Consider the following 13517-nt stretch of genomic DNA (forward strand, 5'->3'; position numbering starts at 1 on the left):
GAATATCCATAAAATTGGATTGTTTTTTGCCGAGTCTGCGCCAGATTCAAACGAACAACAAGCATGCAATATCGGTGTAAAGTGACAGCACATCCGCGTTTTGCAGCGATAAAAAAAGCGACGCTAATGCATCGCTTTTTGAACGGGTCACGCCAGGCGGTATCCGTTGCACAGAAGGAACCGCTAATCAGGCCAACTTAAACGTCGCCACTTTCGCGCTCAGTTCTGCCGCCTGATGACGCAGATCATTTGATTGATTCAAGCTATCGCTGGCGCCTTCAGCTAACTGCTCAGTCACATCCTTAATCGCGGTAATATTCTGAGTAATTTCGCTGGTGACATGAGTCTGCTCTTCTGCAGCGGTGGCAATTTGCGTCGCCATATCGCTGATTAACGCGACTGCGGCGTTGATCTCTTCCAGCGCATGCGCAGCTTTATCGGCATCCTCGACTGAACTGACCGCCAGGTCAGAACTGCTTTGCATCATGGTCACCGCACGTCCGGTCGTCGCCTGAAGCGTATCTATTGTCGACTTAATCTCTTCGGTCGAAGTATGAGTGCGTTGCGACAACACCCGTACTTCATCAGCGACCACAGCAAATCCTCGCCCCTGCTCTCCGGCACGAGCAGCCTCGATGGCAGCGTTGAGTGCCAGCAGATTAGTTTGCTCGGCGATACCCTGAATCGTCGCCAGCACAGCAGAAATATCCTGAGCATGCTGATTGAGAGCGACAATCACCTCTCCAGCCTGACCCACTTCCTGTGCCAGATTACTGATCGACGCGCGGGTATTTTGCACCAGAGTGCGGCCATTACTGGTACTGGTAGAGGAATTCTGCGCCGCGTGCGCAGTCTGCTCTGCGTGAGAGGCGATCTCCTGAGTAGCCGACGCCATCTCCGTCACTGCAGTGGCCACCATAGTAATTTCCTGCTGCTGGGTGCCAAGCTCCGCAGCGGACTGATTGGCGCGCTGCGCGCTGTGTTCAGCCTGGCCACTTAACTGCTGTGACTGATGGCGAATATGACCGATCAACTGCTGTAAACTGGCCACAAAGGTATTAAAACTATAAGCCAGCTTGCCAACCTCATCGTTATTTTCGACCTCAATCCGCTGGGTCAGGTCACCGCTACCGTTGGCAATTTGCTCCAGTGCCTGGGCGACATTCTTAAGTGGCCGGAACAAGACATTACACAGCAGGTTAAACAGTACAATACAGACCACCACCACGATAAGTGTCGCCAGTAGCTGGCCCCACAATGCATCAAACAGAGGGGAAACCAGTGAGTGGTAATTAATCACAATCACCGTACTGAGCTGACTGCCGGCAATCGCCTTGGCATACAGAACATAGGTTTCGCCGTTGATCTCAACCTGAATATCTTCCCCTGAGTTCTGCGCACGCTGAATATCGGCAAAAGAGAGACCAAGCTCAGCAACACTGCGATTGAGCAGGCTAGGATCAGAATGAGTAAAAATATTACCCTGCTGATTGGCAATAAACATATAGCCTGAGCCCGGTAAAATAACCTGCTGCATGCTGTTGAGAATATCAGTAATCTCCACATCAGCTCCCAACACCAGCGACTGGCCATGCAGCTGCATGGCTTTCCCTAAAGAAACCACATTGGCTCCGGTTGCAGCCGCTACCGTAGGATTGTCCATATACACCTGCTGCGGATTGGCCTTCGCATTGATATACCAACCCCATTTACGCGGGTCGTTATTATCTGGCGGTAAGGTCACACCATTGGCATTTTGCTGCGAACCATCAGGATAGGCGAGAAAGACATTGTCAAACCCGGCAGCATGCCTGAGCTGCTTCAAGTGTGTCACTATCGCATCCGATTGCATCTCCTCAGACAACGACGTCAAAGCCAACTGCTTGGATTCCAGCCAGTCGGTCACATACTGGTTGTAAGACGCCGTGGTGCTTTGCAAACGCTGCTCCATTTCAACATCGAGTCGCTGAAGTGAAGCGTTAAACGATAACGTTTCCACCAGAACACTGCCGATGACAATCGCAGCACTGGCCGAAATGGCCAGTTTATTTTTTAAAGAAAGATTTTTGAACATAGACTATCCCGTTTGCATCCTGTTTAACCTGATCAACAAAGTCGCTCTAATAACGAATAAAATTATAGTTTTTTGGAATTGATGCCAATTAGATCTGGCTTACGAATCGGGCAATTACTTTACGTTGCCAGACCTAAAATCTAATCTGCATTTCATTCTGTAAAAAATCAGCCGATATTACTACGCTAAAGTATCTCCCCTCGAAAGTGAGATTAGAAAAAAGGGAGCAAAAGCTCCCTTTGAAAAAATTAAATCTGCGCTTAGCGCTTCAATAGTGCCCGCCAACTGGTCTCATCGGTTTGATAAAGCCGTAGGCTGGCGATAAAGCTCAGCGCTCCGACCGCAAAATAAATCAGCAAATTGAGCATACTGATTTGTGTCATTAATTCTGCCATATCGCTGTCGGTCAGCAAATGCAGCGGCAAAGCGAAAATTTGGTCAAAGAAACGTTCAAACCAGTCACTGCCCGTCAGGCCAAACGTCACCCATTGCAGCGCATACACGCCGACAAACATCACCATAATCGGCGCACTGACCAGCTGAGAAAGCAGCAGCGTAAAACAGGCCAGCGGCAACAGTGCCAGCGCCACTAACACCATCCGCAACAGAAACAGCAGCCAATGAACAGGGATGAACAGCACATCACGCTGATTGTAAAATAGCGTGATCGCATCGTCTGTCATCACATTCACCACCCACAACAGGCTATCAACCGTCACCACTAACAGCGAGCAAATCAGCGGGATCACCAAAAGTCCAAAGCCGAGTTTAACCAAATGAATACGTAAGTTACTGACCGGCATACTGCGCCAGAACATAAAACTGCCTTCCTGACGCTCTTTACGCAGTGTTTTCGGGAAATAGAGCGTACTGAGCATTACCGACAATAAACCCACGCCAGCCATCAGCAACGAGCTGAACTCATCAACAAACTGCAGATCAAAATCTTCAAAGCCACTGCTGCTGATTTGAAAACTGAAATTAGCCGATAATCCCCCATTACTGAGCAGTCCGGCGAACAAAACCAACACGCAAATCAAGACAAACAGCGGGATTCGGGTGACAGATTTGTGCTCCAGCCACTCTTTTTCTAGCATATAAAACGCAGGATGCATCAGTTGTTCTCCTTTTGCAGCGCCAGAAACAGGTCGGCCAGTTTTACAGTGTAAATACGCCCCAGGGTTTGCACCTGAGGCAAACATTGCGCAGCCAGCAGCCAACGCGTAGTGCCTAAACCTGGCTCAGAGGCCAAAGGCTGATAAGGAGCAATCTGATCCGCCAGCGTCGATGGCGCCTCCAGCACAAAATACCCCTGCTCCACATCGGCCATGCTCTGTTGCAATACAACCTTGCCCTGTTTGAGAATCAATACATCCGTCAGCAGGTGTTCGATCTCGGCCACTTCGTGACTGGCAATGATCAGGCAACGCTGCCCGTCATGAAACCACTCCAGCAGGTGACGGTAAAACGTATCACGATAAATCAGATCCAGCCCCAATGTAGGCTCATCCAGAATCAGCACCTTAGTATCCGTCGCGATGACCAGGGCAAGATGAAGCTGAACCTGCATCCCTTTCGACAGTGACTGAATCTTGCTGCGTGCCTGAATATTGGTTTTACTCAACACCGCGTTGGCTTTTTCCAGATTAAATTTCGGATGCACCCCGGCGGTATAACGCAGCAATTGCTGCACCGTCATCCACTGTGGCAGCACGTTGACATCTGAAATATACGCCAGGTTCTCCATCACTTTGTCACGCTGTTGAATCGGGTCCAGGCCGAGAATGGCGATCTCTCCCTGAAAACGATGAGCCCCAAGCAGAGCTTTAATCAGTGTCGATTTACCAGCACCGTTATGCCCCAACAAGCCCAGCACCTGTCCGGGGTTAAGAGTAAAATTCACCTCCTGCAGGGCCGCAGCCGTGTCAGCACCGGCATACTGTTTAGACACATGTTTCACTTCAACATATGGATTCATGATTCACCCTTGACGTGTTGTTTAAGCTGCTCAACGAATTCATCCAGCGACATATCGATTTGGGCCAGCGTTGCGGCGATGTGCGGAATTTGCTGCTGCAGAAACTGCGCACGTTGCTGACAGCGCAGTGCCGATACGGCGCCTTCGGCAACAAACATACCCTGCCCGCGACGTTTTTCGACCAGTCCTTCATCCACCAGCAACTGATAACCTTTCATCACAGTTAAATGATTAATTTTCAAATCCGATGCAATTGTACGCACCGAAGGTAAAGCCTCACCTTCCGGCCACAGACCCTGCGCAATCTGCGCGATGAGTTTATCCGCCAGTTGGCGAAAAATCGGCTGGCTATCGTGCCACTCAGTCACTATCATACACCGATATAGTGTTATACATAGATATAACACTATATCGAATCTGGCAGATACGCAACCCTAAGCTTTCGCGATGCAGAAATCAAAAAGCTCTGCCGAGGCAGAGCTTTGTATCAATCAATATTCAGTGATCAGTTGACGGTACAGTCCGAACTACCAATCCGCTGCCACACATCCCACTGGCCGGACAACGTAGGATCATTACCCTGGGTCCACCACTTGGCCTGCCACACACTGCCTGCCCAGTTCACCTGGTCACCGCCAACATACACCGCACCGGCTTGCCACAGGTTATCGCACTCTCCGCTGACGGGTGCCGATTCATGTACAATGATCCGAATGGTTGCTTCGCTAGTGCTCTGACCATCGCTGACCATCACTGTGAAGGTTAGCGTGGTGTTTTGGTTATACGCAGGAGCGATAAACGAAACACGGCCACCGTTGACACTCGCCTCAATCCCTTCCGGAATCTGCCAGTTGAAAGTCAGGGCATCACCATCGGCATCACTGGATGCTGAAGCATCGACCACAACACGGTCTCCGGCCTCAGCCTCAGCCGGGGCAGTCAGCGTTACCACCGGTGCATCGTTTTCAGTTTCTGTAGCGGCAGGCTGCACACTCACGGTGATACTGTCTGACGCGGTTGCGCCATCGTTATCTGTCACTGTCAGCTGAAAAACCAGTGTCTGCTCCTGTTGCACCTCATCGACAGTAAAACTTGGCTCAGCACCGGAGGCATCACTCAGCGCCACCACAGGACCGGAGGTCTGCTGCCAAGTGTAGTGTGTAATAGTACCATCACTGTCCGTTGAAGCGGACCCATCCAGCACCACCACGGCCGGACCGATCACCACCTGATCCTGACCGGCGTCAGCAGACGGCATACGATTGGTCACTGGCAGCCCGGAGCCGGATAGTCCCTCATGCATCGCGTTGAGAATATCGCCGTTGTCACCGTCAATTTCCCACGAGAACAGACCCGCCAGCCCTAGACTACGGGCATAATCCGCTTTGGCTTTTACTGAGCGTGCATCATCAAATGAAATCAGTTGTCCGGTCTCACGGTTCCAGACCCAGGCAGCTTCCGCCTGTTGATCATAACCATATTCAAAGCCATTGATCCCCTGATTGTCGCTGCCCAACATATTGGCTTTAATACCTTTGTAATCGATCACGCCCGCTTCCCATACACCCTGAGCATTGGTGCCGGTCAGTTTACCTTGTCCACTTCCGGTCATCGGGTCGGACGGTTCGCTCAGACTCGATGGCATAACGCCGTCCCAGCCACGCCCATACATCGCGGTACCGAGTACCAATTTACCCGCCGGCACCCCTTGTGCGAGTAAAAGCTTTATCGCGTTGTCTGCGGTATAAGCCGGCCCTGCGTATGCCACACCGCTGGCATCGGTGCCATCACCTTGGCACTGGCCCGGGCGCATAAAGCTTCCGCAGTACAATGCCGCCTGATGACCAGGAACATTATTCCAGCCGCCGTAGAAATCGTAGGTCATCGCAAAGATGTAATCCATATATTGCGCGGCCTCGGCGTAGTTCACGTCTTCAATCTTGTCATAACCGGATCCGATAGCCGACGTCAGCTCATAAGAACGCCCGGTGTCGGCTTCGAGTTCATCTAGCATAGCGCGTAACTCACGCATCAGCGCAACGTAAGCCGGACCATCGTTTACCGGATCACCCAAGGTTGCTGAAGCACCGTCCCCGCCGGGGAATTCCCAGTCAATATCCACGCCATCGAAAAACTTCCAGGTTTGTAAAAAGCGCTTCACTGAAGCCACAAAGACATCGCGGTTGGTCTGACTGGTGAAATCAAAAAAAGGGTCGGACAAAGTCCAGCCACCAATCGATGGAATGATTTTCAAATCCGGGTAACGCTGTTTGAGCGCCATCAGCATCCCATAATTCCCTTTTATCGGTGAACTGAACTCATGACCAGCCTGCGGAAAGCTTTTCTGATAGGCAGCCCAAGGATCATGAATGACCACTTCATAGTCCGGCACTCCCTGACACGCGGTCATCAAAGCGTTATAGCTGTTGCCGCCGACCGATTTTACGGATTCATTCGGACCGCAAATCGGAATAAATCCGTACAGAATATGGGTCAGGTTCTGAGCCGGAATGTTATCCACGCTGTAGTCACGACCGTAAATCCCCCACTCGACGAAATAACTGGCTACGACGCCATCCGCTTTTTCCGCATAAGTTTTATTGTTGGGATCGATGTTCATCGGCAGCGGTTCCAAATGAGCACCATCGGTGTCGGCAATGAGCAACTGAGTCGGAGCACTGACGCTACACCCGCTGTCATCACAAGCTGCAACTTCAAGTTGATACTTACCCCCCTCACTGTAACCAAAACTGGCCGTGGTCTGACTCGAGGTAATCGGGCCGGTCGCGACTTCCTGACCATCAAAGTAAATTTTATAGTGGTCGCCGGTTTCAGCGCCCCATTGGTTGAAAAGGATGCTGATCGCCGCTTCATCCTGATAATGTACCATCTGCGAATAGCCTGCGGTCGCCCCCATATCCAGCTCAATTTTGGAAAACTGCAGATTATTTGAGCCATAAACGTCAATACTCGGTGTCGAAGGGAGCGCGACTGCCGCTCCGCTGATCGATATTGCCACACACATGACGCCCCATGAGACACGATTTATCATTGTTTTTAAATTCCTTTGTTAATAGAAGCTTAACCTGCGCCATACTCTGCATAAACGATTAACAGAATGACGTTCTGTTAACTATAGGGAGTGTTTATTTCCAATAGAAAAAAACATCATAAAAACGGAGTCGGAATCACAGTAAATAATGACCAAATGATAAATTTATTAATCATAAATCATCAAAATAACGTCCTAATTCCAAAAAACATAACCTCGAAAAAACGAGTTTATTTTTATTGACAATAAAGAAACCGGACAGAAAACTGATGATTCAGCGATAACAGAACGTGAGCGCTGACGAGCCCGATAAATCTGAGGTTAGGTTAAGTTTTGATGAAATCTGGCCTGGAGTCGCGCCGAAAACTTGCTTTTCTTCGCTACAATCGGCACCCTTTTCGCTGATTACGCGAAAGCGGTTTAAAGGATAAAACTCATGAATATAATCAAACCCTTAACATGCATTATAGCTATCGCTTTCAGTGCAACAGCAACGGCAAAAGTCACGCTGGCGATCCCTGATACGATAGAAATGCTGGTCGTGAACGGCCAAAAACCAGAAACGTCAGGCAGCATTTTTTCATCGGTGACCTCAGTGGAACTGAAAGACGGCGAACAACAAATCGTGTTCCGCTATCACCCATATTACAGCCAGGGTAGTGAAAGAATTGGTGTGGAAGGCGATGTTGTCATTGCCAAATTTGATGCAGCAGACCAATCTCTGAGCTTCGACATGCCGACATACCGCAACGCGACCGAAGCAGAAGAAAACATCAAATCTATGCAGTGGTCACTGCGTGATGATAAGGGACAGGCGCTGCAGGTCACACAAGACCGCCTGATTAAAGAAGGCATGCAGATTGGTCGTGACTACAAACAAGAAACGTTTGAGTACAACCTGAGTGGCGGTGAAGCCGCTGTCGGCACCGCCTTCATCAAAACCGGTAAATCGAGCAATGGCGCGGCCAACGATACGACAGCCGAAGAAATGCTGCATTTCTGGTACAACAAAGCCGATGCGGCAACCAAAGCGCGCTTTAAAGCTTACGTCAACAAGTAAGCCTCTACGTGATTTAAAAAATAAACGGGCTGTTCAGCGCCCGTTTATTATCTCTGTTTTTAAGCCCGACACCGTGTTTTTCAGCCCACCGCCGACTGCAACCCAACTTCATTCTCATCAGCCGATAACCAGTAGCAGTGCTCGGCGTTATGCTGCAGACAGGCGAACACATCACCATCAAGCTGATGATTCGCAACCTGCTCAGCAATAATGTTTAATGACTGCTCGAGCGACATACCTTGCCGGTAAGGCCGTGACTGGGTCAGCGCCTGAAACACATCAGCCACCGCAACAATACGGCTCGGGCCATCCAGCTCCTGCGCGGTTTTTCCGAGCGGATAACCGGAGCCATCCAGTCTTTCATGATGATTCGATGCCCAATCGCACACCAGTGATGAGGTATGAATGTTCTGCAGAATAAATCGCGTATCCGTCGCATGCCGCTTGATGCAGGTATACTCTTCAGCCGTCAGTGTTCCCTCTTTATGCAGCACGAAATCTGGCGTTCTCAGCTTGCCGATGTCATGCAGCAATCCCGCCAGGTAGAGCAGTTTCTGCATTTTGGCAGAATAGCCCATTTTCTTAGCCAGAAATTGTGATAACAAGGCGACCTTCAAAGAGTGTTGGAAAGTAAACGGACTTTTGGCGTCGACGATCTTAGAAAACAGCTCGGCAATTTCAATCCGTTCATTGAGATTCAGATTACGGGAGAACAGAGGTGCGGCTTCGAGTCGTAACAGAACGGCCTCAATGTGCTGGGGATGCATTGAAAACCAAAAATCATCATTGCCCACCAGATCGGCCATAACCTCAACCATATCAGCCGCAAACAGAGTGCCCGAATGAGCCTGCAATTGTTCGATGATTTGGCGTTTACCGGCGGCAGAAAGGTTGCCAAATAGGTCTTTATGCTGATGAAAATAGAGATGATCAACCCGGTTGGCGAGATAAATCAACCCGGCAATTTGTTTGTCGTGCGAATCCATTGCCAGCGTTTGCAATTCATACCAGGCCGTATGATGGTAAAGTATCGGCAAAGCAAAACGGGATAGCGGCCCACATGCACTCAGCAGATTAAATCCTTTTTCACAGTGGCGGGCAAAACTACCAGGCCGCCGAGTGGCCGCAAAAGTCATCAATGCGGAATGCTGAGTAGAACCGCAATCATGAACCAAACCGGCAGCAAAAGAGAGCTGAGCCAGCTCTTGATCCCAGCCCATTCGTAATGCGCACCGGTAAGCCATATACCCGACCCGATGACTGTGATGGAGCGTATCAAATCCGACGTCATCCAGAGCCTGTGCAATACTCAGCAAGACCCGGCGCAGATCAATGCTGACTTTTTCCTCACAAGTTTCCATAAAGCTAACTGACTACTTTTTTATATAATAATGTCAGCAAAGACTAATACAAACTGAGTTATCCGTCCCTAGTTTTATTAAGGTTTTGATGTATTCTGTGACGGTAATTGTGTGCTACTGAGAACTTGTTGGAACAGCATTCTAATAAAGTTTGAGCAGCTCCTTGTTAATGCTACAGTTTGCACACTTTTCACCCACCATGGATCCCGTCATGTTTACGTTAACGGTCGATAAAAATCTGCAGCTGGCTCTGATCGAAGAAACCTTTGCCCCCCTTTACGCCTACTTGGTTGCTGCGCATCGGGACTATCTATGTCAATGGCTTGCCTGGCCGGCTTACTGCCATTCAGAGCAGGACTTCCGCCTGTTCGCCCAAACGATGCTGCACGATTATGCCGATGGTAAATCGATGACATGCGCCATCTTTTACCGCGATGAACTGGTCGGCAACTGCAGCCTGCAAGAGATCAACACCGATCTGCAAAAAGCCCGGCTGGGCTATTGGCTGGCCGAGAACCAACAGGGCAAGGGCATCATCACCCGCTGTGTGGCAAAGCTAATTGACGTGGCATTTACCCGCTATCAACTGGAAAAAGCAGAGCTGGCTATCGCAAACGGTAATCAGCCTAGTCAACAAGTGGCAAAACGGCTTGGATTCCGTCAGGAAGGCATCATCACCCGTGCGGAGAATCTCAACGGGCGAATTGTTGACCATGTGATTTATGGCCTGTCGCGCACTTCCAGGTAAGACCTTTATTTCATCGCTAAAAAAACGGAGCATCTTGCTCCGTTCTTGTAGCGGGGGAATCTTGACGGCTTTACTGCCAGAAGAACATCGCAATCGCAGTCAGTAGCGCGATACAGGCGATATTCAGGAACATACCCACCCGCATCATCTCACTTTGCTTGATGTGTCCGGTCGCAAACACAATCGCATTCGGCGGCGTCGCAACCGGCAGCATAAAGGCGCACGACGCGGCAACCGCGATCAGTACCGACAGCAGTACAGGCGAGATACCAAAGGCTTCTGCCACGCTGGCAAACACCGGGATAAGCAGCGCCGCACTGGCGGTGTTACTGGCAAACTCGGTCAGGAAGACCACAAACGCAGCGATCACCAATACAATCACGAACAGACCCAGATCAGCAATCATCGAACTCAGCTCATTGGCCAGGAAAACACTGGTTCCGGTCTGCTTCAGTACATTACTCAGACAAATACCACCACCAAACAGCAGCAATACCCCCCAGTCAGCGGTTTTCTCAATGTCTTTCCAGTGCACAACGCGCGCGAAGCTGACCAGAATAATCGCACCCAGTGCAATGATGGTATCAAAACTCTTGAAGCCACCCAGCATCGCATTCACCGGCTTACTGAAGATCCACAAAAAGACAATCAGGGCAAAAATCGCCAGCGTCACCACTTTACCTTTGTCCCACTGGACCGGGTCATGGTTAAGCTCAAAATGGCCACTCAAATCCGGTTTAAGCAAAAAGTACAGCAGGGTAATCGCCATAGGCAGCATGACAATGGCTGTCGGCAGACCAAATTCCATCCAATCGGTAAACGAAAGCCCCACTTCCGCGGCTGCGATGGCATTAGGCGGACTGCCCACCACGGTCGCGATCCCGCCAATACTGGCGCTGTAGGCAATACCCAGCAGGACAAACACGTAAGTGCTGTGACCACGGTCATCATCGACCTTGCTCAGTACACCCAGTACCAGCGGCAGCATCATCGCCGCGGTCGCGGTATTACTGATCCACATCGACAGTATGCCGGTGACACCAAACAGCATAAATACCGCTACACTCATCTTACCGCGCGCCATGATCAGCACTTTATCGGCGATGACTTTATCCAGCCCCTGACGATGCATGGCCGCCGCCAATGCAAACCCGCCCAGAAACAGGAAAATAATTGAGTTGGCAAAGTTGTTCAGTGCAGCCTGGGTGTCAAATACGCCAAACAGCACCGCCATCACCGGTACCAGGATCGCGGTTACCGTGACATGCAGTGCTTCGGTCAGCCAAAGTACGGCAATAAACGCCAGCATACTGATACCCAGCACGACATTGGCTTCAAATGGCAGAGTATTAAACAGGATGGCAAACAGGGCGACATCCGCCAGCACGATCAGACTATTACGGTTAAAAAACCATTCTCGGGTATTGTTAGGTAAAGGGACACTATCATTTCTATTCATTATTATGCTTCCTTGTGGAGGCCATACGGCAGTTCTATGTTCACATAGTTTGCCAGCTCCGGGGCAATTATTATTGCCAAATTGTTAAGCCAATCAAAACTCTTACACCCAATTTAACATCATGAAATAAATAGAATTAATAAAGATCCAAAATTTAACAAAAATGAAAAACACCCGTTTCATTTAAAAACATTTATCTAATCAATGAATTTAACAATATTGTCAAATGCATTTAGCACTTCATTTCCTTTCATGATACGCCCGTGCCCCTGATTCTGCGTGGTAATCAGCATGACATGTTCTATTTCACGCGCCGCTTTTTCCGATTCGGCGTAACGGGCAAATTTATCATTTTCATCATGAACAATAATCGTCATTCCCTGGCGCTGTCTGAGCTTCTCCAACGGCTGAATAGAATGAATAGGATAATGATACTCATCCTGTACCTGATTCACGACTTCTTCAAACAGACGCATCGAATAGCCAGAACGGGCCACAGTACCAAATAGGTTATCGAGATAGTCCAGCACTGGTGCAATCAGCAGCAGTGGACACTGGGCCAGCTTGACATGACGGCACTCCAGCGCGGTGACGTTACCCATACTGTGTCCGATAAGGCCAGCCACGTTATCTTCACTGTCGAGAATACTCTCCAGACCACGGACGAACGCAGGAATATGACCAAACATACCTTCACTTTCACCATGCGCCGGGTGATCGTAAGCCAAAGCTGTAAAGCCCTGCGCCGCAATGTGTTCCATCAAAGGGAAGAACTGGCTAGATGATCCGGACCAGCCATGGGTCAGAATCCATACCGGGCCCTGACCAAGACGGTAAGTCGTCAGTTTGCCCTCCGAAGAATCGACCTGTGATTTGATCAGCCGTTGCGGCAGCGCATTTTTGCCCGTCATGCGTGCCGGTGTCAGCAGCAGCTTGCGCGCGGTTTTACGGGCATGGGCCGGGGCCAGCGTGTGGTGCAGACGGGTGGTCCAGTTGATCATCCGGCGGCGCAGATGCAGACCACGGGAAGTATTAAAGTAAATCTTGTCACTCATTATGTTGTCCTTGACGAGGGCTCAACAAAAGAACGCTCGTGCTTTTTAATCCTAAATTTTTTCGCCTCAGACGAAGAATGAAATCAGGCCACCAGACGACTCCGGCCCGTGCCTAACCTAACCAACTGGCAAACAGCCTATCCACCCCTTGCCAGAAATGCTGCTCACTTCGTTCCTGGCCATACAGGGAGTAAAACAGATGCGCGCTGAGATACAAGCCATACAATTCGTAACTGGCCTGCTCAATCGCGAGATCACGCTTAAACTCACCGCTGATCACGCCTTTGCCAATCTGGATTCTCAGGTACTCTATCCAGCTGGCAATGGTCGCTTTCAGTGCTCGCTGCAGGGCACATTCGCTGTGTCCCGCTTCACGCCACGCATCAAGAAACATACAACTGCCCTGAAAAGACTGATTCCAGTTGAGCCAGTTGGCCAGGATATGGCGCAGTTTACCCTGCATATTGCCGTCATCCAATTCACGCGCCGGGGCGATCACCCGCGCCACGAAGGTCTGATTGGCATAGTCAAGCACCGCCAGCTGCAAATTCTCTTTGGCGTTAAAATGCGCAAACAAGCCACTTTTGGACATCCCGCACTGCTTGGCTAACTCGCCAATCGTCAGGCTCTCCAGACCATTGGCGCTCGCCAGCTCAAAAGCCGTAGCGAGAATATTATCGCGGGTGATTCTACCTTTGCTCATATTGACCACTATTATCGAATATCCCTC

At 50.0% G+C, this 13517-nt stretch carries 11 protein-coding genes; 2 read left to right on the top strand and 9 right to left on the bottom strand.

Going from position 1 to position 13517, the window contains the following annotated elements; genetic code table 11:
- Positions 1 to 187: 187 nt before the first annotated feature.
- The 5 genes from J0X00_RS01710 to J0X00_RS01730 form a co-directional block, all read right to left on the bottom strand.
- Complete coding sequence (locus tag J0X00_RS01710; RefSeq protein WP_218561611.1) at positions 188 to 2074, bottom strand: methyl-accepting chemotaxis protein; 1887 nt, start codon at positions 2072 to 2074, stop codon at positions 188 to 190.
- A gap of 260 nt (positions 2075 to 2334) precedes the next feature.
- Positions 2335 to 3189 (bottom strand): hypothetical protein, encoded by an 855-nt coding sequence (locus J0X00_RS01715; RefSeq protein WP_136483693.1) that lies wholly within the window; start codon positions 3187 to 3189, stop codon positions 2335 to 2337.
- Complete coding sequence (locus J0X00_RS01720) at positions 3189 to 4052, bottom strand: ABC transporter ATP-binding protein (protein ID WP_282476838.1); 864 nt, start codon at positions 4050 to 4052, stop codon at positions 3189 to 3191. The genes J0X00_RS01715 and J0X00_RS01720 overlap by 1 nt, the downstream gene beginning before the upstream one ends.
- The gene (locus J0X00_RS01725; RefSeq protein ID WP_136483691.1) at positions 4049 to 4420 is read right to left on the bottom strand and encodes a GntR family transcriptional regulator; all 372 of its coding nucleotides are present in this window, start codon (positions 4418 to 4420) and stop codon (positions 4049 to 4051) included. Before J0X00_RS01725 ends, J0X00_RS01720 begins: the two co-directional genes overlap by 4 nt.
- Before the next feature lie 137 nt (positions 4421 to 4557).
- Entirely contained in the window at positions 4558 to 7104 is a 2547-nt protein-coding gene (locus J0X00_RS01730) for a glycosyl hydrolase family 18 protein (protein WP_282476839.1), read from the bottom strand.
- A 445-nt stretch (positions 7105 to 7549) separates the two neighbouring features.
- Between J0X00_RS01730 and J0X00_RS01735 the strand changes: the two genes are divergently transcribed.
- Entirely contained in the window at positions 7550 to 8164 is a 615-nt protein-coding gene (locus J0X00_RS01735; protein ID WP_282477017.1) for a DUF2057 family protein, read from the top strand.
- 80 nt (positions 8165 to 8244) lie between these two features.
- Here the strand turns inward: J0X00_RS01735 and J0X00_RS01740 are convergent, their stop codons facing one another.
- Complete coding sequence (locus J0X00_RS01740; protein WP_282476840.1) at positions 8245 to 9525, bottom strand: HD-GYP domain-containing protein; 1281 nt, start codon at positions 9523 to 9525, stop codon at positions 8245 to 8247.
- Positions 9526 to 9736: 211 nt separating this feature from the next.
- On the opposite strand from J0X00_RS01740, the gene J0X00_RS01745 reads away from it, so the two are divergent.
- On the top strand, positions 9737 to 10273 hold the full coding sequence (locus tag J0X00_RS01745; RefSeq protein WP_282476841.1) for a GNAT family N-acetyltransferase: 537 nt from the start codon (positions 9737 to 9739) through the stop codon (positions 10271 to 10273).
- 70 nt (positions 10274 to 10343) lie between these two features.
- Here the strand turns inward: J0X00_RS01745 and J0X00_RS01750 are convergent, their stop codons facing one another.
- From J0X00_RS01750 to J0X00_RS01760, 3 genes are all read right to left on the bottom strand, one after another.
- Positions 10344 to 11732 (bottom strand): DASS family sodium-coupled anion symporter, encoded by a 1389-nt coding sequence (locus J0X00_RS01750; protein WP_282476842.1) that lies wholly within the window; start codon positions 11730 to 11732, stop codon positions 10344 to 10346.
- Positions 11733 to 11929: 197 nt separating this feature from the next.
- Positions 11930 to 12787: an alpha/beta fold hydrolase gene (locus J0X00_RS01755; RefSeq protein WP_282476843.1), complete on the bottom strand. Its 858-nt coding sequence runs from the start codon at positions 12785 to 12787 to the stop codon at positions 11930 to 11932.
- 112 nt (positions 12788 to 12899) lie between these two features.
- Complete coding sequence (locus J0X00_RS01760) at positions 12900 to 13490, bottom strand: TetR/AcrR family transcriptional regulator (RefSeq protein WP_136483685.1); 591 nt, start codon at positions 13488 to 13490, stop codon at positions 12900 to 12902.
- Between the last annotated feature and the right edge of the window lie 27 nt (positions 13491 to 13517).

Origin of the sequence: Vibrio sp. ABG19 (assembly GCF_029962385.1) — a bacterium.
In the GTDB taxonomy this organism is placed as follows: Bacteria; Pseudomonadota; Gammaproteobacteria; order Enterobacterales; family Vibrionaceae; genus Vibrio; species Vibrio ostreae.

Excerpts from the sequence above, each read along its gene's own strand:
- J0X00_RS01730 (WP_282476839.1), bottom strand. The coding sequence starts at position 7,104 with ATGATAAATCGTGTCTCATGGGGCGTCATGTGTGTGGCAATATCGATC.
- J0X00_RS01755 (WP_282476843.1), bottom strand. The coding sequence starts at position 12,787 with ATGAGTGACAAGATTTACTTTAATACTTCCCGTGGTCTGCATCTGCGC.
- J0X00_RS01710 (WP_218561611.1), bottom strand. The coding sequence starts at position 2,074 with ATGTTCAAAAATCTTTCTTTAAAAAATAAACTGGCCATTTCGGCCAGT.
- J0X00_RS01745 (WP_282476841.1), top strand. The coding sequence starts at position 9,737 with ATGTTTACGTTAACGGTCGATAAAAATCTGCAGCTGGCTCTGATCGAA.
- J0X00_RS01740 (WP_282476840.1), bottom strand. The coding sequence starts at position 9,525 with ATGGAAACTTGTGAGGAAAAAGTCAGCATTGATCTGCGCCGGGTCTTG.
- J0X00_RS01720 (WP_282476838.1), bottom strand. The coding sequence starts at position 4,052 with ATGAATCCATATGTTGAAGTGAAACATGTGTCTAAACAGTATGCCGGT.
- J0X00_RS01715 (WP_136483693.1), bottom strand. The coding sequence starts at position 3,189 with ATGCATCCTGCGTTTTATATGCTAGAAAAAGAGTGGCTGGAGCACAAA.
- J0X00_RS01750 (WP_282476842.1), bottom strand. The coding sequence starts at position 11,732 with ATGAATAGAAATGATAGTGTCCCTTTACCTAACAATACCCGAGAATGG.
- J0X00_RS01760 (WP_136483685.1), bottom strand. The coding sequence starts at position 13,490 with ATGAGCAAAGGTAGAATCACCCGCGATAATATTCTCGCTACGGCTTTT.